Source organism: Paraburkholderia sp. BL18I3N2, assembly GCF_003001875.1.
Lineage (GTDB): Bacteria > Pseudomonadota > Gammaproteobacteria > Burkholderiales > Burkholderiaceae > Paraburkholderia > Paraburkholderia phytofirmans.
In genome coordinates this window covers 85397-103410 of record NZ_PVNC01000014.1, presented here as the reverse complement: position 1 = coordinate 103410, position 18014 = coordinate 85397, and the positions used below count along the sequence as shown (strand labels likewise).

The following is an 18014-nucleotide window of genomic DNA, read 5'->3' as shown; positions in this document are numbered from 1 at the left end:
GGCTTTACTTCGACGGCGCCATGTAGGGCGGCATGGCCAGCGAGCCATTCGCGCCGCCGTACTGGAAGCTCGGCGTTTGCGTCATGTTCGAGGTGGCGCGGGCGGTGTAGTCGTCTTCCGTGCTGGCGGCCTGTTTCGCCTGGGCCGCGGTCCTGACCGGCGAGATGACTTTCTGAATGTCCGCGAGACGCTGCGTGGTGGTGGGGCTCACCTTGCCGAGGCTCTGCGCGTGGCGATAGGCCTCGTTGGCCATGCGCAGATACAGGTCGCCGAGATTCTCGTATGCGAGACCGTAGCCCGGGTTGACCTTGGTCGCCGTTTCGAGCGCGGCGCGCGCTTCGGCATATTGACCATGCTTCGCGTAAAGCGCGGCGAGGTTGTTATAGGGCTCGGGCAACTCGGGGTACGTCTGCGTGAGTTCGGTGAACGCGGCGATGGCTTCGTCGTCGCGATTCAGGTGGGCGAGCACCGTGCCGCGCTTGAATTTGGCTTGCGCGTCGCGCGGATTCGAGGCGATGCGCGCGTCGAGCTGGGTCAGCGAAGCCGCCCAGTTTTTCTGTGCGATCGACGCGTCGATTTCAGGCGTGTTGTCGCGCACGGCGGGGCCCTGCGGCAGCGTGGCGGTTTTCTGCGCAAAGGCGGCCGCAGCCGGCACGGCCGCTAGGGCGAGCGCCACGGTGACGCGCAAGGAGAGGGCTCGCGTGGCGCTACCGAAGGCCGTCGCGGCGAGGGTCGCAGCGCTGCGCGCGCGGCCGCTTGAAGGTTTCATAGGCTCAGGTCTGGATGTTATACTCCGACCCATTCTAACAAAAGGTCTGCGCGTTCCGTCGAACCGCAAACTGTCTTTTCGCCACTCGTGGTCGTCTCCGCCTTGATCGCAGCCTGACCGCCGCACCAGGTGCACCGGTTTTGCTGTATGCGACACGCCCGCCGTCCGGTTCCTGACTGGCGGGGCGCGCCGCGCATGAAACACATTGCGGATTTCTTTCGGCCCACGCACCGTTCTCTATGGAATCACTGCGCATCTACAACACGCTCGCGCGTGACAAGCAAACTTTCGTGCCGCTGCAAGAAGGCGTCGTGCGGATGTACGTCTGCGGGATGACCGTGTACGACTATTGTCACGTCGGTCATGCGCGGGTGATGGTCGTGTTCGACATCGTGCAGCGCTGGTTGCGCACGCTCGGCTACGACGTGACCTACGTGCGCAATATCACGGATATCGATGACAAGATCATCCGGCGCGCAGTGGAGAACGGCGAGACCATCAAGGCGCTGACCGATCGCTTCATCAACGCATTGCACGAAGACGCGGACGCACTCGGCATCCAGCGGCCCGACCTCGAACCGCGCGCCACGGATTTCATTCCGCATATGCTCGGCATGATCGAGCAGCTCGAAGCGAACGGCTACGCGTATCAGGCGAGCGACGGCGACGTGAACTATGCGGTGCGCAAGTTCGCGAACTACGGCAAGCTGTCGGGCAAGTCGCTCGAAGATCTGCGCGCGGGCGAACGCGTCGCGGCGAACGACGCGAAGCAGGATCCGCTCGACTTCGTGTTGTGGAAACAGGCCAAGCCGGAAGAGCCGGCGGATACAGGCTGGGATTCGAAGTATGGGCGCGGCCGTCCCGGCTGGCATATCGAATGCTCGGCAATGGGCTGTACATTGCTTGGCGAACATTTCGACATTCACGGCGGCGGCCAGGACCTGCAGTTTCCGCACCATGAAAACGAAATAGCGCAAAGTGAAGCTGCTACCGGTCAAACCTTCGTCAATTTCTGGATGCACAACGGCTACGTACAGATCGACAATGAGAAGATGTCGAAGTCGTTGAACAACTTCTTTACGATCCGCGAAGTATTGGCGCAGTACGATGCCGAGGTCGTGCGTTTCTTTATCGCACGCGCGCATTACCGCTCGCCGTTGAACTATAGCGACGTGCATATCGACGACGCCCGCAACGCTCTCGCGCGTTTGTACACCGCGCTGAAAGACGTCACGCCGGACGCCGCCGAACTCGACTGGAACGAAGCGCATGCGCAGCGTTTCCAGGCAGCAATGAACGACGACTTCAACACGCCGGTTGCAGTGTCGGTGTTGTTCGAGTTGGCAACAGAAGTGAATCGCACGCGCGACCCCGCGCTGGCCCGTCAATTGCGCTCGTTGGGCGCAGTGATCGGACTGCTCGGCCGCGATCCGCGTGCATACCTGCAGCAGGCAGCGGGGGCTGCAGCTGAGGGCGCGCTCGAGCCCGCCGCGATCGAAGCGAAGATCGCGGCGCGCGTAGCCGCCAAGCAGGCGAAGGACTATGCGGCAGCAGACCGGATCCGAGCCGAATTGCTCGAGGCCGGCGTTGCACTTGAAGACAAACCCGGCGGGTTGACCGAGTGGCGGCGCGTGTGAGCGCACCTCGACTTACCCTTTGATCGACTCGCCAGGCAGGAGGCAGGATGGCAACGGCCACGAAGACGCCGGCTAAACGAGCCGCGTCTCAAACAAACGCGGCAGCCGCGGCAAAGTCGACACGCACGTCGGCTCGCACGGGCAGCGGCGTGGTAAGGAAAGCATCGGCGAAAGTCGCCGGGGTGGCGGCCAAGACCGCAGCGGGCGCAGCGAAAAAGACCACCGTGCAGCGCGCGCTCAACGGCGCGTCGGCGCATGCGCCTGTCGCGAAGCGCGCGAAGGCGCCGCGTGCGAAGAGCAATGGCGCGTTGCCGGCGGAACTGGCTGGCGACGTGCAGGAACTCGCCCGCGTCACCGTCGAGGGACACGAAGGCGAAGTCGTGCGCAAGACGCGCGCGTCGGCAACCGCGGGCGGCGAAGCGGCGAGCGCGAGCGAAGTCGCGGTGCCGGTGCAGATCGCTGGCCTCACGCCTGAAGTCACGCGTCCGGCCTATTGGGACAAGGCGTGTGCCGACCTCGTCAAGCGCGATCGCATTCTGAAGAAACTGATTCCGAAGTTCGGGCCGGTGCATCTGCTGAGTCGCGGCGATCCGTTCGTCACGCTCGCGCGGTCGGTGGTCGGGCAGCAGATTTCGGTCGCGTCCGCGCAAGCCGCCTGGGCGAAGGTCGAGGCCGCGTGTCCGAAGCTGGTGCCGCAGCAGTTCATCAAGCTTGGTCTCGAAAAGTTGACTACGTGCGGACTGTCCAAGCGCAAAGCCGAATACGTGCTCGATCTCGCACAGCATTTCGTTTCGGGCGCGCTGCACGTCGGTAAATGGACGTCGATGGAAGACGAGGCGGTGATCGCCGAACTCACGCAGATTCGCGGCATCGGCCGCTGGACGGCGGAGATGTTCCTGATCTTCAACCTGTCGCGCCCCGACGTCCTGCCGCTCGACGACCTGGGCCTGATTCGTGCGATCAGCGTCAACTACTTCAGTGGCGAACCGGTCACACGCAGCGAAGCGCGCGAAGTCGCCGCCAACTGGGAGCCGTGGCGCACCGTCGCCACCTGGTATATGTGGCGTAGTCTTGACCCGTTGCCGGTCGACTACTGAAAAAAAGAAACGGGACCATTTCAAAAGCTATCAATTGTTAAGGATTGATAGTTGCGAGATGGTTTTGACATCGGCGCGCGCGGTTAGAATACGCGCTGCCGGTAAGTCCAAGGATTACAAACAATGAAGACCACGTTTCTGGATTTCGAACAGCCGATCGCTGAACTCGAAGCGAAGATCGAAGAATTGCGCTTCGTGCAGGACGATTCGGCCGTCGATATTTCGGAAGAGATCGAGCGGCTGTCCAAGAAGAGTCAACAGCTCACCAAAGATCTGTACGCGAACCTCACGCCGTGGCAGGTCTCGCAAATTGCCCGTCATCCGCAACGCCCGTACACGTTCGACTACGTGAATGAGCTGTTCACCGATTTCCACGAGTTGCATGGCGACCGCCACTATGCGGACGACCTGTCGATCGTGGGTGGCCTCGCGCGTTTCAACGGCCAGGCGTGCATGGTGATCGGCCATCAGAAGGGCCGCGATACCAAGGAGCGCGCGCTGCGCAACTTCGGCATGCCGCGTCCGGAAGGCTATCGCAAGGCCGAGCGTCTGATGCGTCTCGCCGAAAAATTCGGCTTGCCGATTTTTACGTTCATCGACACGCCGGGCGCCTACCCGGGCATCGGCGCGGAAGAGCGCGGCCAGTCGGAAGCGATCGGCCGCAATCTGTACGTGATGGCTGAGCTGAAGACGCCGCTGATCGCGACGATCATCGGCGAGGGCGGTTCGGGCGGCGCGTTGGCCATTGCGGTCGGCGACAGCGTGCTGATGCTGCAATTCTCGACCTATTCGGTGATCTCGCCGGAAGGCTGCGCGTCGATTCTCTGGAAGAGCGCCGCGAAAGCGCCGGAGGCCGCGGAAGCGCTCGGTCTGACCGCGCATCGTCTGAAGGCACTCGGCCTGATCGACAAGATCGTCAACGAGCCGCTGGGCGGCGCGCATCGCGATCCGAAGGGCATGGCCGCCATGTTGCGCCGCGCGCTTGCCGATTCGCTGCGCCAGTTCCAGGGCATGAGCATCAACGACCTGCGTCAGCGCCGTTTCGAACGGCTGATGTCGTACGGCAAGTTCAAGGAAACGACGCCGGGTGCTTAAGCCCGCGCGCGTTCTCTTTCGTCCTTCAGCGCTCGACGCGCTAGCGACGTGACTTCCGCCGCCGAAACGCCAGCCGACCGCCTCGTACTCGAGGCGGTCGGCTTTTCTTTATCTGCGCTTCCCGCTAACGCGCGTATTGCGGTTGCCTTCAGTGGCGGCGTGGATTCGAGTGTGCTGCTCGATGCCGTAGTGCGTGTCGCGGGCGCGTCGCGCTGTATTGTGTTGCACGTGCATCACGGGCTGAGCGCTCACGCCGATGCGTGGCTCGCGCACTGCGAGGCGTTCGCGCGGGAGCGTGGCGTCGAGTTCGCGGCAGAGCGCGTCGAGCTGTCGCGTGACGCGGGCGTGAGCGTCGAAGCAGCCGCACGCGATGCGCGTTATCGCGCGCTGGACGAGATGTGCGCTTCGCGGGGTGTCGCCACGCTGTGGCTCGCGCAACATGCGGACGATCAGGCTGAGACTGTGTTGTTGCAATTGCTGCGCGGCGCCGGTCTCGCCGGACTGGCGGCGATGGCGCCGGAGTATTCGCCGCCGGGGGCGTCGGCAACACGCGTGCGGCCTTTGCTTCATCTGCTGCGCGCGCAGCTCGAACAATACGCTAGCGAGCGTGCGTTACGCTGGATCGACGATGAGTCGAACGCTGATACACGCTATGCTCGCAATGCATTGCGCCACGAAGTGACGCCGGCGCTGGCCGTCCACTTTCCAGGTTTTCGCGACGCGCTCGCGCGCACGGCGGCGCACGCGGCGTCGGCGCAGCGTTTGCTCGACGCGCTGGCGCGCCTCGATATGCAAGAAGCGTCACGCGACGAAGGACGCGCTCTGTCGCACGATGCATTGCTAGCATTCGACGACGACCGCGCGCTCAATCTTCTGCGTTACTGGATGCGTACGTTGGGCCTCGTCGCCGCATCGAGCGCGCGTCTCGGCGATGCGCTGCGTCAGTTGCGTGAGATTGGCGCGGCGGGCGAGGGTCATGGTCTGCGGATCGATCACGCAGGCCAGGCGTTGCGCAGCTATCGCGGCCTGGTCTATTGGGAAGCGGGAGACAGCAGCGAACCCGCCGATGAAACCGCGCTCGCCGCGCGCGCAGTCAGCGAACTCGCGTGGCAAGGCGAGTCGATCTGGCGTTTGCCGCAATGGCGCGGCACGTTCGTATTCGCCGAAGCAGGCGATGCGACTGATGACCTCGACACGATTCCTGCGCGCGTCCTGCGGCGCGCGATGTTGAGGGCGCGTTCGCGCAGCGGCGGCGAACGCATGCGCACGAGCGACGCGCCTCGCGCACCGAGCCGCACGTTGAAAAACCTGTTCCAGGAGCGCGGCATTCCCGCGTGGAAGCGCGACGTGCCGCTGCTTTACATAGGCGGCGATCTGCTGTTCGTGCCCGGGCTCGGGGTCAATCGCGCGGCGTTGCCGGAGCAGATCGACGAGGCCGAATCGCGTGTCAGGATCGTCTGGCGTGAGGATCTGCTGATCGCCTGACCGGCCGGTCGGACACCCCGGTTGTTCGTGCGGCGAATCCGGAAATAGGGCGCAAATCTCACACGAAACAGCTCTTTGCTGCGCGTAATCAGCGCATTCCAATGGCCTTTCTGGCTTGTCTTTTTGCGCCCGATCGGGTACGTTAACTTGTTTGCCCGACCCGATTTCGCCTTCGCTTTTGTTGAATTAGTCGGTTTTCGATCGTGATCCGTCGTTTCCGGTAAGCCATCAGCGATCATTCCCGGGCAAATCCGCGCGTGCTGCACGCGTGCTGCATTTACGCCGCCACACACTCTGCCGTCGTTCACAAGACGTTGCGCTTCTGTGCTTTTGTGCGGTCGTCTCCAGCGCGCCAGCGCGGTTTCTCCTCCAGTTCAGAACGACAATGGCACTCATCGTACACAAATACGGCGGCACCTCGATGGGCTCGGTCGAGCGCATCAAGAACGTCGCCAAGCGCGTCGCGAAATGGCACAAGGCTGGCCACAAGATGGTCGTCGTGCCGTCGGCGATGTCCGGCGAAACCAACCGCTTGCTCGGTCTCGCGAAAGAAATCACGGGTCAGCCGAGCCCGCGCGAACTCGACATGATCGCCGCCACGGGCGAGCAGGTCAGCTCGGGCCTGCTCGCCATCGCGCTGCAGGAAGCCGGCGTCGACGCGGTCAGCTACGCCGGCTGGCAAGTGCCGGTCAAAACGGACAGCGCGTTCACGAAAGCGCGCATCAGCGAAATCGACGGCGAACGCGTGCTGCGCGATCTCGACGCGGGCAAGGTGGTGGTGATCACCGGGTTCCAGGGCATTGATCCCGACGGCCACATCACCACGCTCGGCCGTGGCGGTTCGGATACGTCGGCGGTCGCGGTCGCGGCCGCGTTGAAAGCCGATGAGTGCCTGATTTACACGGACGTCGACGGGGTCTACACGACCGACCCGCGCGTGGTGGAAGAAGCGCGTCGGCTCGATCGCGTGACGTTCGAAGAAATGCTGGAAATGGCAAGCCTGGGTTCGAAGGTGCTGCAGATCCGCTCGGTGGAATTCGCCGGCAAATATCAGGTAAAGACACGCGTGTTGTCGAGCCTGACCGATCCGCTGATGCCGCTCGACGCTGAAATGAAGTCGGGCACCCTGATTACTTTTGAAGAAGACGAGACCATGGAAAAAGCAGTCATCTCGGGCATCGCGTTTCAGCGCGACGAAGCTCGTATCGCCGTGATGGGTGTGCCCGACAAGCCGGGCATCGCGTATCAGATTCTCGGCCCGGTGGCGGACGCGAATATCGACGTCGACATGATCATCCAGAACCAGAGCGTGGAAGGCAAAACGGCGTTCACGTTCACGGTCGGCCGCGGCGACTATCAGCGCGCCATGGACATCCTCACGACCCAGGTGAAGGGCCACGTGCAGGCCGAGCAGGTGCTAGGCGATCCGAAGGTGTCGAAGGTCTCGGTGGTGGGCGTCGGCATGCGCTCGCATGTGGGTATCGCGAGCACGATGTTCCGCACGCTGTCGGAAGAGGGCATCAACATTCAGATGATCTCGACCTCCGAAATCAAGATCTCGGTGCTGATCGACGAGAAGTATATGGAGCTCGCCGTGCGCGCGCTGCATAAAGCGTTCGAACTGGATCAGGCGTAAGTGGTTTTGAATAAACGGGGCGTACAAGAGCGTCCCGTTTGTTTTGCGTGGCCGAGGTGAATAAATTGCGTCGCCAATGACGAAACTGGCACAAAAACTGTTCGCCAGACATTGACCTTCGCGGTTCGGCCCGCTATTATCTTGGCTTCGTCGCGCTGACTCCCTGCGCGACCGAAAGTTTGGGAGACGTGGCCGAGAGGTCGAAGGCACTCCCCTGCTAAGGGAGCATCTGGGCCAAAACCTGGATCGAGGGTTCGAATCCCTCCGTCTCCGCCAGAAGTGGTAGAGAGAACCCCGCAGAGTCTAGGCTCTGCGGGGTTTTGTTTTTTGGGGTGTTGCAGTCCGAATGGGTCAGTACTGAGATGGGTCGCTTTAACCTCGTTCACGAGGGTATGTGCGGTCCGGTCACCGGAACCAACATTTAGCTCAGCTTGTAAATCGCCGCAGCCGTGTCATGCAGGAGTCTTCGCTGCTCCGCAACAGTGAACTTCGCTATTACCTCGAAGTACGCGCAATACAGTCTTTCGAAGCTGCAGGCTAGCTTGCTGATCGGCATATGACTGGCAAACATGCATCGGTCGGGGCCAAAAACTTCAACGGTTTCCAGTATCCAGGACCGGACCTGAGCGAGCGTCCAATGGATGCCGAAGATGCACTCCAGCCCGAATATTTTCACCGCGACATTGGGACACGCGCCCACTGCGGTCATTTCGCGTTTCCACGCTGCGTGGCCTTCGCTGGTCAGATCGAGTGGCCAACCCATGACGGGCAGCACGAACTGAATGTCGGGAAACGCAGTCGCCAGCGATGCAAGTTCGGGCAGTTGCGGCGCGAACATTTCCAGTTCGCAGATCAGGCCACGCCCCCGCAGCGACGCGAGTCCATGTCGCCATGCCAAGTCCGACATGAGGCCTTGCTTTGGCGCATAGCGAAGCAGCGGGTTCGTCGGATGCCAGCCCAGATGTTGGCGAACGCAACGGATTCGTTGCGCTGACGCATACGCTTCTAGCGTGGCTGGCAGATCAGGACTCGAAAAATCGACCAGAGCGATCATGCCGTCCGGGCGTCCTGTGGCGTTCGCAAGCTGCTGCGCCCAGCATGCTTCGCCCACCGGGTCGGTCGAAATAAATTCCGCCCAGACTGTGCCCACGACGTTCAACGCGCTCGTATCGCGCGCGTAGTCTTCGGGCAAATAGATGCGGGGGAGCGCGCCGTAGTCGCCGACAAGTGCTTCGAAGCCTTCGCTGCGCGTCGCGAACACGGGGTAATGGAAGCGTCGGGCGTCGTAGAAGTGTTGATGACAGTCAAGGATCGGCAGGGCGGCGCAGTCCATCGTCCAGGTCTCCGTACGAGAGCCAGCACTGAAGCACAGTGCTTGTCCAGCGAGGTTAGCACGACTCGCTTTTGCATCCCGCGAAGTCCCTCGGCGTGCTCACGCAGCCGATTCCGTTCGCAGGTCCGCCATTGATTAATGCCCCCTCCAGATCACTCTTAAAAACGCGTGCCTTAACCCCACGCTCCTGACAAATTGCGGAGGCCCCGACGACGGGGTCGTATTCTGCGAATCCCCGACCACCCCCCGTCGCGCTAAATCGCGCGCCGGCGACGTTCGGAGATAGATAGGTAACCGAACTGTTGAAGCGCAACGTGCTGTCGGACAGGTCGACATCGCGTGGGTGCACGCCGGCCGCCCCCAACGCGCGACCACTGGAAGTAGGGCGTGGTTTGTCGGCCGAGCGTGAACCTCCCGTACCGGTAGTTACTAAGCCCGATATGTGCCTGCCGGGTGCATAGAAAGCCCGCGCCGCTCTGCAAGTCCGTCAGCGATTTGAAGCCGCTATCGAGCCGGAAAATCGCCTTCTGCCGCCGCCGATGTCTTCCGAGCCGAGCAGGCCGAACTTGCTCGCCTGCAGGTTGTCCTGGCTCATGTGGAAGTTGGCGTGACCGCGCTGATTGCTGAGATAGGTGAACGTGCTATCGACGACACCGTACAACGCGACGTGCGCCAACACCATGCGCCTGGCCGTGCATACGCGCAGCACGCCGAACGCCTCGCTGCATGAACGCGCCGCGAGCAGAGCCATCTCGCGTTGCACCGCGCTCTGATTACGACGCCACCGCTTTTTCACCAAAGCATGTCCAATGTAACGAGACGTAACCGGCCGACCATGCGCGCGATGTTATGCATCAGTTATTACAAAGTTGAAATACGCGGTGCGGCGCCTTGCGCTATATTTCGGCCACAACACATTCTTCCAAAGGGTGATCGATGAAGTCCGCTCGTCTTGTTCCACTTCTGATCGGGGTTTTCGCGCTGGGCGCGTCGGGTGCTGCAATGGCCGGCGGCCTTAATATCGGTGTCAACATCGGCATTCCGGCGCCGGTTTACGTAGCGCCGGCACCGGTCTACGCACCGCCTCCGCCGCCTCCGCCGCCGGTCGTCTATCAACCGGCACCCGTGTACTACGGCGGCCCGGCGATCGTGATCGGCTGGCACGGCGACCGCTACTGGGACGGGCGCCGCTACTGGGCGCGCGATGACTGGTACCGTCATCATCCCCCAGGCCATTACAACTACGGCCGCGACCATTACGACAATCATCGCGGCTGGCACTAAGCGTCCCAGGCCGCGGTTGATCGAATCGCAGAGTCAAAAAAACCGCCCGAGAGGGCGGTTTTTTATTGGGCCTCAGCAACGAGCCCGCGAAATAGAGCGGCGTGCACAGAGCGCCACGCGTTCGCGCGCAAGATTCGTCGTTCACTCCGCCACGGCAGCCATGCCGCCCACCACCGCGTTAAACCCGCTATCCACGTGCACGATTTCCGCCGTCACACCGGCCGCCAGATCCGATAGCAGAAACGCCGCCGTATTGCCGACCTGTTCGATCGTCACGTTGCGCTTGAGCGGCGCGTTCTGCTCGACGAACTCGAGAATCTTGCCGAAGCCCTTGATACCGCTCGCGGCCAGCGTCTTGATCGGGCCCGCCGAAATACCGTTGACGCGCACGCCCTTCGCGCCGAGCGAGACTGCCAGATAACGCACGCTGGCTTCGAGCGAAGCCTTGGCAAGACCCATGGTGTTGTAATTCGGGATCGCGCGTTCGGCGCCGAGATAAGTCAGCGTGAGCAACGACGCGTCCGGCGTGAACATGGACTGCGCAGCCTTGGCGAGCGCCGGAAAGCTGTACGCGGAGATGTCGTGCGCGATGCGGAAATTTTCGCGCGTCATGCCGTCGAGGAAGTCGCCGGCAATCGCTTCGCGCGGCGCAAAGCCGACCGAATGGACAAGACCGTCGAGGCCGTCCCAGCGCTGCCTGAGCGAGACGAAGAGGGCGTCGATCTGGGCGTCGTCGGCGACGTCGCAGGCGAACACCAGGTCGCTGCCGAACTCGCCGGCAAACTCGGTGATGCGGTCCTTGAAGCGCTCGCCGACATAGGTGAACGCCAGTTCGGCGCCTTCGCGCTTGCAGGCTTGTGCGATGCCGTAGGCAATCGAGCGGTTCGACAGCAAGCCGGTCAGCAGGATGCGTTTGCCAGCGAGGAAGCCCATGGAATCTCCTGATCGGATCGGTGCGCCGCGCCCGGCAACGTCGAGCGCAACAGACGTGCGGATTGCGCGAGTTTATTGGGTAGAATTCTCTCACACTGCACTTGCCCACTGACCAACAAGGCCCCTATGACAACTGGCTCGCGACGGGTTCCAACGCCTCATGCACTCTGGTGCAGCGTGATTCATAGACCCTCGCGTGCCGGCCTCGCGATTGCGCCGCGTGCATGGCGCTCCGCTTGCACCGCGATGATGTGTGGCGTGTTGGCCGTGGCGGGTCTTCTCGTGCCGCCGCGGGCGCACGCGGTCTATGCGATCGCGCAATACGGCGCGCCGAAGTATCCGGCGGATTTCAAGCACTTCGACTACGTCAACCCGGATGCGCCGAAGGGCGGCACGCTGGTGCTGGCCAATCCGAGCCGCCTCACCAGCTTCGACAAATTCAATCCGTTCACGCTGCGCGGCAATACGGCGCCCGGTGTCGACCTGATGTTCGAAAGCCTCGCCGTCGGCAGCAGCGACGAAGTGGCGTCCGCCTACGGGCTGCTCGCCGACGACATCAGCATCGCGCCGGACGGCCTCTCGGTGACGTTCCACATCAATCCGCGCGCACGCTTTTCGAACGGCGATCCGGTCACCGCCGACGACGTCAAGTTCTCGCTCGACACGCTGAAAAGCCCGCGGGCCGCGCCGCAATTCGCATCGATCTTCGGCGAAATCACGCGCGCGGTGGTGGTCGATCCGCATACGATCCGCTTCGAGTTTCACCAGCGCAATCGCGAGTTGCCCCTTCTCGCGGGCGGCATACCGGTGTTCTCGCGCAAGTGGGGGATGAAGCCGGACGGCAGCCGCATTCCGTTCGACCAGCTCGCGTTCGAAAAGCCGATCGGCAGCGGGCCCTATCTGATCGAGCAATACGACAACGGCCGCACCATCACCTACCGGCGCGACCCGAATTACTGGGGCGCGGCGCTGCCGGTGCGCGTCGGCATGAATAACTTCGATCGCGTCGTCTACAAGCTGTATTCGGACAGCACGGCGCGGCTGGAAGCGTTCAAGGCGGGCGAGTACGACGCACTGGTCGAATACGTCGCGCGCAATTGGGTGCGGCGTGACGTCGGCAAGAAATTCGACAGCGGCGAACTCATCAAGCAGGTGTTTGCGCAACATAACGGCACCGGCATGCAGGGCTTCATGCTGAACACGCGGCGGCCCTTGTTTCAGGACGTGCGTGTGCGCAAGGCACTCGATCTCGCGCTCGACTTCCAATGGCTCAATCGCCAGTTGTTCTTCAATCAGTACACGCGTATCGACAGTTTCTTCGCCAACACCGATCTGCAGGCCAAGGGTCTACCTTCGCCGGGCGAATTGGCCTTGCTCGAACCGTGGCGCGCGAAGCTCGACCCGGCCGTGTTCGGTCCGCCGCCGAAGCAGCCGGACACCGACCCGCCCGGCTCGCTGCGCGCCAATCTGCTGGAGGCGCGCGCGCTGTTGCAGCAGGCCGGCTGGACCTATCGCGACGGCGCGTTGCGCGACGCCAAGGGCGAGCCGTTCCGCTTCGAGATTCTCGACGACTCCGGTTCGTCCGCGCAGATGGAGCCGATCGTCGCGACCTTCATCCGCAATCTGCAGAAGCTGGGCATCCAGGCCACGTTTCGCGTGTCGGATTTCGCGGTCTATCAGAAGCGTCTGGATGCCTTCGATTTCGACACCACCACGATCCGTATGCCGGACGTGCAGGTGCCCGGCTCCGAGCAGATCGGACGATTCGGCAGCAAGGCGGCCGATACGCAGGGTTCCGATAACATGATCGGGCTGAAGTCGCCTGTCGTGGATGCGATCCTGAATGCGCTCGTGCATGCGCAAACACGCGAGCAACTGATCGACGCCACGCACGCGCTCGATCGTGTGCTGATGCATGGCTACTATGTCGTGCCGCATTGGTACAGCGCCACGCATCGGGTGGCGTTCAAGCGCGGTCTTGCGTGGCCCAAAACGCTGCCCCTGTACTATTCAGCGGAAGGCTGGATTACATCGATGTGGTGGTTCGCTCAGCCACCATCGCAAGCGCAGCCGCCAGCGCAACCTTAACCCCGTCGACGCCTGATTCATTCACCGCCTTCGCACCGGAAACACCGCCATGTGGAGCTACATCCTCAAACGCCTGCTGCTGATGATCCCGACCTTGCTCGGCGTGCTGACGCTGACCTTCGTCGTGATCCAGTTTGTTCCCGGTGGCCCGGTCGAGCAGATGCAGCACGAGTTGCGCAAAGGCGCGGAAAACGGCGCGCCGTTCGGTTTGCGCGCGCATAACGGCGTCGACGCGCAGCAGATCGCGCAACTCAAAGCGCTATACGGGTTCGATAAACCGCCGCTCGAACGCTATGTGCTGATGCTCAAACGCTTCTCGACTTTCGATCTCGGCCAGAGTTATTTCCGCCATCAAAGCGTGTGGTCGCTGATCGTCTCCAAGCTGCCGGTCTCGATCAGCATCGGTTTATGGACGTTCTTTCTGACCTATCTGATATCGGTGCCCCTCGGCATTGCAAAGGCGGTGCGCAACGGCTCGCGCTTCGATGTCGCAACGAGCCTCGTCGTGCTGGTCGGCTACGCGATTCCGGGTTTCGTGCTGGGCGTTTTGCTGCTCGTGCTGTTCGGCGGCGGCACGTTCCTGCAACTGTTTCCGCTGCGCAATCTTACTTCGGACAACTGGGCGCAACTGAGTGTGGCCGGCAAGATTCTCGACTATCTGTGGCATATCGCGTTGCCGATCACGGCCTCGGTGGTGGGCAGTTTCGCGGTCGTCACCATGCTGACGAAAAACGCGTTTCTCGATGAGATCCGCAAACAATACGTGCTCACCGCGCGTGCCAAAGGGTTGTCCGAAAAGCGCGTGCTGTGGAAGCACGTGTTTCGCAATGCGCTGTTGCCGCTGATCGTCGGTTTTCCGGCCGCGTTTATCGGTGCGTTCTTTACCGGCAGTCTGCTGATCGAAACACTGTTTTCGCTCGACGGCCTCGGGCTGCTGTCGTACGAATCGGTGGTGCGGCGCGACTACCCGGTCGTGCTCGGCACGCTGTATCTGTTCACGCTGATCGGACTCGCGACCAAGCTGATCTCCGATCTTTGCTATGTGTGGGTCGATCCCCGCATCCAATTCGAACAACTGGAGCGCTGATGAATCGAGCCCGTCTTTCCGCCGATGCGTCGGCGCGCACCGAACCGGCGCGCGCGTTCGTCTCGCCTTCGCCGGCGCGCCGTGTGTGGCAGCGTTTCCGGCAGCAGCGTTTGGGCTACTGGAGCCTGATCGTATTCGTCGTGGCATTCGCGGCGAGTCTGGCCGGACCGCTCTGGTCGAACGACAAACCGCTCGTGGTTCGCTACGACGGTAGCCTGTACTTCCCGATGTTCAAGACCTACGCCGAGACCACCTTCGGCGGCGACTTTCCGACGCCGGCCGATTATCTCGATCCGTATATCAAGCATCGTTTCGACGCGCCGGGTAATTTCGCGCTGTATCCGCCGAATCGCTACTACTACGACACGCTGAATTACTTTTCGAAGGCGCCGAACCCGGCGCCGCCGTCACGCGACAACTGGCTCGGCACCGACGACCGCGGCCGCGACCTGTTCGCGCGTCTGCTCTACGGCTTCCGGGTGTCGGTGGAATTCGGACTCGTGCTGACGCTGATCGGCACGATACTCGGCATCGCGGCGGGCGCCGTGCAGGGTTATTTCGGAGGACGTACCGATATCGTCGGACAGCGTCTGATCGAAATCTGGAGCGCCATGCCCGAGCTTTACCTGCTGATCATCTTTTCGTCGATCTTCGAGCCGGGCTTCATTCTGCTGATCGTGCTGCTTTCGCTGTTCGGCTGGATCGGCCTGTCCGACTACGTGCGCGCCGAATTCCTGCGCAATCGCCATCAGGACTATGTGCGCGCGGCACGCGCGATGGGGCTGTCGAACTGGCAGATCATGTGGCGGCATGTGCTGCCCAATAGCCTCACGCCGGTGATCACCTTCCTGCCGTTTCGCATGAGCGGCGCCATTCTCGCGCTGACAAGCCTCGACTTTCTCGGCCTTGGCGTGCCGTCGCCGACGCCGAGCCTCGGCGAGCTGCTCGCGCAAGGCAAGGCGAATCTCGACGCGTGGTGGATTTCTCTGTCCACCTTCGGCGTGCTGGTGGCGATGCTGTTGCTGCTGACGTTCATGGGCGACGCGCTGCGCAATGCGCTCGATACGCGCATCTCCGATGCGATGCGCGCCGGAGGCAATCAATGAGCGAGAACTTGCAAAACACGACGTCACGGACCACGCCACCGCCGCTGCTCGAACTGGACCATCTGCACGTGCGTTTCGGCGACACCGTCGCGGTGAGCGATGTCACGCTCGCGATCCGGCGCGGCGAGCGCGTGGCGCTGGTCGGCGAATCGGGTTCGGGCAAGAGCGTGACCGCGCTGTCGATCCTGCGTCTGCTGAGCGACGCGCAGGTGAGCGGCTCGATCCGTTTCGACGGCGAGGACCTGCTCGGCAAAACCGAGCGCGAGATGCGCGGTATGCGCGGCTCGGACATCGCGATGATCTTTCAGGAGCCGATGACCGCGCTCAATCCGCTCTACACGGTCGGTGACCAGATTGCGGAAACCATCGTCGTGCATGACGGCGTGAGCGCGAACGAGGCGCGCAGGCGTGCCGTGGCGCTGCTGGGACGCACGGGTATCGCCGAGCCGGGCAAGCGCGTGAACAGCTATCCGCATCAACTCTCAGGCGGCCAGCGCCAGCGCGCGATGATCGCCATGGCGCTGGCGTGCCGTCCGCGTCTGCTGCTCGCCGACGAGCCGACCACGGCGCTCGACGTGACGATCCGCGCGCAGATTGTCGACCTGCTGCTGGAACTGCAACGCGACGAAGCGGAAAAACGCGGCATGGCCGTGCTGCTGATCACGCACGACCTGAACCTGGTGCGCCACTTCGCGCACCGCATCGCCGTGATGGAGAAGGGTGTTCTGGTGGAGAGCGGGCCGGTCGAGCAGGTGTTCGAGTCGCCGCAGCATCCGTACACGCAGCGTCTGCTGGCGAGCCGCCCGCAACGCACGGTGGTGCCGGTGCTGCCGATCTCGCCGGTGCTGCTCGAAGCGCGCGAAATCTCAGTCGATTTCAAAACGAAGCTGCCGGGCTTCAGTGGCTGGTTTCGCTCGGGGCGGTTTCGGGCGGTGGCGGACGCCAACGTGTCCGTGCGCCAAGGCGAGACGCTCGGAATCGTCGGCGAATCGGGTTCGGGCAAGTCGACGCTGGCGATGGCCTTGCTCGGGCTGCAACGTACCGTGCACGGCGAGATCGAGTTTCAGGGCAGGGCGCTCGGCAGTTATCGCGGCGCCGAACAGACCGCCTTACGGTCGAACATGCAGGTGGTCTTCCAGGATCCGTTCAGTTCGCTTTCGCCGCGCCAGACCATCGAGCGGATCGTCGGTGAAGGGCTCGCGCTGCACCGGCCGGCCATGACGCCGCAAGCACGCCGCGACAAGGTAATCTCGGTGTTGCGCGAAGTCGGCCTCGACCGCACGGTGCTGCAACGCTATCCGCACGAATTCTCCGGCGGGCAGCGTCAACGAATCGCGATTGCCCGCGCGCTGGTGCTCGAACCACGCATCCTGATCCTCGACGAACCGACCAGCGCGCTCGATGTTTCCATTCAACAGCAGGTGCTGAAACTGCTCGCCGGGTTGCAACAGAAGTACAACCTTGGCTTCGTTTTTATTAGCCACGACTTAGCGGTCATCGGGGCAATGGCGCATCGTGTCGCGGTCATGCAAAACGGTTCGATCGTCGAAAGCGGCGAGGTTGAGGAGATTTTTTCGACACCCGCCCACCCGTACACTCGAAAGCTGCTGAAAGCAGCGCTGGACTATTGATTTACCGCTTTTTCACCAATTGGGTGCGTGTCTCGATTGTATTTTTCTATTTGTTTTGACATGTGAATACTTACTGGCTAGTATCGACCAAACTTTTTCCGTAGACCCCTGATTTTTAGGCAAAAAATACCGACCAATGCAGCACAGAAACCTAACCCAGGCTTGCACGCGCGTCGTCGCCGGGATGTTCATTGGCGTCTTGATGGCAGCAGCTCCCGGCGCGTTCGCCGACGAAGTAAGCAGTTTCAATCAGAATGCCTCATATTCGACCCTCAACGGGTCGGATTCTTTGTCCGCTCCCAGTTCGCAAACCGCCGCTCCAGCTAGCGACAGCGGCGCCAAATCGTTCCTCTCCGGCATGGCCGGCAAGGCGGGCGACGTAGTCGTCGGTGCGCTGAACATGATCGGCGTGCGTTACCGCTGGGGTGGCAACACCCCGGATTCGGGGCTCGATTGCAGCGGCTTCGTGCGCTACGTGTTTCAGGACACGCTCGGTATGGCACTGCCGCGCCGCGCCGAGGAAATGAGCCGCGTCGGCGAAAAGGTACGCGTGAGCGACCTGAAGCCAGGTGATCTGGTGTTCTTCAACACCATGCGCCGCACGTTCTCGCACGTCGGCATCTATATCGGCGACAACAAGTTCGTGCACTCGCCCTCCACGGGCAGCACGATCCGTGTCGACGACATGGATGACGGCTACTGGGAAAAGCGCTTCACCGGCGCGCGTCGGATCGAGGCGTCGTATCAGGACGGCCAGGATCTGCGCAAGCGCGTGAACGCGGCAATCGGCGGCAATCAGTAAGCCATTGCGTCGGCGGTTCCCGGCATGAAAA

The 18014-nt window shown here is 62.3% G+C and carries 14 protein-coding genes, 1 tRNA gene and 1 pseudogene; 12 read left to right on the top strand and 4 right to left on the bottom strand.

Annotated features, from left to right (window positions below):
• Nucleotides 1-4: 4 nt before the first annotated feature.
• Complete coding sequence (locus B0G75_RS28605; RefSeq protein WP_106313414.1) at nucleotides 5-769, bottom strand: tetratricopeptide repeat protein; 765 nt, start codon at nucleotides 767-769, stop codon at nucleotides 5-7.
• Nucleotides 770-1008: 239 nt separating this feature from the next.
• On the opposite strand from B0G75_RS28605, the gene cysS reads away from it, so the two are divergent.
• From cysS to B0G75_RS28575, 6 genes are all read left to right on the top strand, one after another.
• Nucleotides 1009-2406 carry a cysteine--tRNA ligase gene (gene cysS, locus B0G75_RS28600; protein ID WP_106313413.1) on the top strand — a complete coding sequence of 466 codons (1398 nt, stop codon included), beginning with the start codon at nucleotides 1009-1011 and terminating at the stop codon, nucleotides 2404-2406.
• Nucleotides 2407-2453: 47 nt separating this feature from the next.
• Nucleotides 2454-3503, top strand: coding sequence for a DNA-3-methyladenine glycosylase (locus tag B0G75_RS28595; RefSeq protein ID WP_106313412.1), 1050 nt, complete (start codon nucleotides 2454-2456; stop codon nucleotides 3501-3503).
• A 123-nt stretch (nucleotides 3504-3626) separates the two neighbouring features.
• Nucleotides 3627-4598: an acetyl-CoA carboxylase carboxyltransferase subunit alpha gene (locus B0G75_RS28590; RefSeq protein ID WP_106313411.1), complete on the top strand. Its 972-nt coding sequence runs from the start codon at nucleotides 3627-3629 to the stop codon at nucleotides 4596-4598.
• 48 nt (nucleotides 4599-4646) lie between these two features.
• Nucleotides 4647-6083 carry a tRNA lysidine(34) synthetase TilS gene (gene tilS, locus B0G75_RS28585; RefSeq protein ID WP_106313410.1) on the top strand — a complete coding sequence of 479 codons (1437 nt, stop codon included), beginning with the start codon at nucleotides 4647-4649 and terminating at the stop codon, nucleotides 6081-6083.
• A gap of 385 nt (nucleotides 6084-6468) precedes the next feature.
• A complete protein-coding gene (locus B0G75_RS28580; protein WP_012433498.1) occupies nucleotides 6469-7719 on the top strand; it encodes an aspartate kinase in 1251 nt (416 codons plus the stop codon).
• A 182-nt stretch (nucleotides 7720-7901) separates the two neighbouring features.
• A tRNA-Ser gene (locus B0G75_RS28575) sits at nucleotides 7902-7995 on the top strand.
• 145 nt (nucleotides 7996-8140) lie between these two features.
• Here the strand turns inward: B0G75_RS28575 and B0G75_RS28570 are convergent.
• Nucleotides 8141-9052: an amidohydrolase gene (locus tag B0G75_RS28570; RefSeq protein ID WP_106313409.1), complete on the bottom strand. Its 912-nt coding sequence runs from the start codon at nucleotides 9050-9052 to the stop codon at nucleotides 8141-8143.
• A 241-nt stretch (nucleotides 9053-9293) separates the two neighbouring features.
• A pseudogene (locus B0G75_RS41505) lies at nucleotides 9294-9803 on the bottom strand (porin); the annotation flags it as partial.
• Between the two features lie 185 nt (nucleotides 9804-9988).
• On the opposite strand from B0G75_RS41505, the gene B0G75_RS28560 reads away from it, so the two are divergent.
• Nucleotides 9989-10336, top strand: coding sequence for a hypothetical protein (locus tag B0G75_RS28560; protein ID WP_012433496.1), 348 nt, complete (start codon nucleotides 9989-9991; stop codon nucleotides 10334-10336).
• Between the two features lie 141 nt (nucleotides 10337-10477).
• Here B0G75_RS28560 and fabI read toward each other — a convergent pair whose 3' ends face one another.
• Complete coding sequence (fabI, locus tag B0G75_RS28555; RefSeq protein ID WP_106313408.1) at nucleotides 10478-11269, bottom strand: enoyl-ACP reductase FabI; 792 nt, start codon at nucleotides 11267-11269, stop codon at nucleotides 10478-10480.
• Nucleotides 11270-11395: 126 nt separating this feature from the next.
• Here fabI and B0G75_RS28550 point away from each other — a divergent pair, with 126 nt between their 5' ends.
• The 5 genes from B0G75_RS28550 to B0G75_RS28530 all read left to right on the top strand — a co-directional run bounded on the left by B0G75_RS28550 (nucleotide 11396) and on the right by B0G75_RS28530 (nucleotide 17983).
• Nucleotides 11396-13357, top strand: a complete 1962-nt coding sequence (locus B0G75_RS28550) for an extracellular solute-binding protein (protein WP_374956925.1) — start codon at nucleotides 11396-11398, stop codon at nucleotides 13355-13357.
• A 49-nt stretch (nucleotides 13358-13406) separates the two neighbouring features.
• On the top strand, nucleotides 13407-14444 hold the full coding sequence (locus tag B0G75_RS28545; protein ID WP_106313406.1) for a microcin C ABC transporter permease YejB: 1038 nt from the start codon (nucleotides 13407-13409) through the stop codon (nucleotides 14442-14444).
• Nucleotides 14444-15550, top strand: a complete 1107-nt coding sequence (locus B0G75_RS28540) for an ABC transporter permease (RefSeq protein WP_106313405.1) — start codon at nucleotides 14444-14446, stop codon at nucleotides 15548-15550. The genes B0G75_RS28545 and B0G75_RS28540 overlap by 1 nt, the downstream gene beginning before the upstream one ends.
• A complete protein-coding gene (locus B0G75_RS28535) occupies nucleotides 15547-17181 on the top strand; it encodes an ABC transporter ATP-binding protein (RefSeq protein WP_106313404.1) in 1635 nt (544 codons plus the stop codon). Before B0G75_RS28540 ends, B0G75_RS28535 begins: the two co-directional genes overlap by 4 nt.
• Nucleotides 17182-17317: 136 nt before the next feature.
• Nucleotides 17318-17983, top strand: a complete 666-nt coding sequence (locus tag B0G75_RS28530) for a C40 family peptidase (RefSeq protein ID WP_106313403.1) — start codon at nucleotides 17318-17320, stop codon at nucleotides 17981-17983.
• The last annotated feature ends 31 nt before the right edge of the window (nucleotides 17984-18014 follow it).

Coding starts and splice junctions, on each gene's coding strand:
- B0G75_RS28540 (WP_106313405.1), top strand. CDS start 14,444: ATGAATCGAGCCCGTCTTTCCGCCGATGCGTCGGCGCGCACCGAACCG.
- B0G75_RS28545 (WP_106313406.1), top strand. CDS start 13,407: ATGTGGAGCTACATCCTCAAACGCCTGCTGCTGATGATCCCGACCTTG.
- B0G75_RS28535 (WP_106313404.1), top strand. CDS start 15,547: ATGAGCGAGAACTTGCAAAACACGACGTCACGGACCACGCCACCGCCG.
- B0G75_RS28570 (WP_106313409.1), bottom strand. CDS start 9,052: ATGGACTGCGCCGCCCTGCCGATCCTTGACTGTCATCAACACTTCTAC.
- B0G75_RS28530 (WP_106313403.1), top strand. CDS start 17,318: ATGCAGCACAGAAACCTAACCCAGGCTTGCACGCGCGTCGTCGCCGGG.
- B0G75_RS28580 (WP_012433498.1), top strand. CDS start 6,469: ATGGCACTCATCGTACACAAATACGGCGGCACCTCGATGGGCTCGGTC.
- B0G75_RS28550 (WP_374956925.1), top strand. CDS start 11,396: ATGACAACTGGCTCGCGACGGGTTCCAACGCCTCATGCACTCTGGTGC.
- B0G75_RS28560 (WP_012433496.1), top strand. CDS start 9,989: ATGAAGTCCGCTCGTCTTGTTCCACTTCTGATCGGGGTTTTCGCGCTG.
- fabI (WP_106313408.1), bottom strand. CDS start 11,269: ATGGGCTTCCTCGCTGGCAAACGCATCCTGCTGACCGGCTTGCTGTCG.
- B0G75_RS28590 (WP_106313411.1), top strand. CDS start 3,627: ATGAAGACCACGTTTCTGGATTTCGAACAGCCGATCGCTGAACTCGAA.
- B0G75_RS28595 (WP_106313412.1), top strand. CDS start 2,454: ATGGCAACGGCCACGAAGACGCCGGCTAAACGAGCCGCGTCTCAAACA.
- cysS (WP_106313413.1), top strand. CDS start 1,009: ATGGAATCACTGCGCATCTACAACACGCTCGCGCGTGACAAGCAAACT.
- B0G75_RS28605 (WP_106313414.1), bottom strand. CDS start 769: ATGAAACCTTCAAGCGGCCGCGCGCGCAGCGCTGCGACCCTCGCCGCG.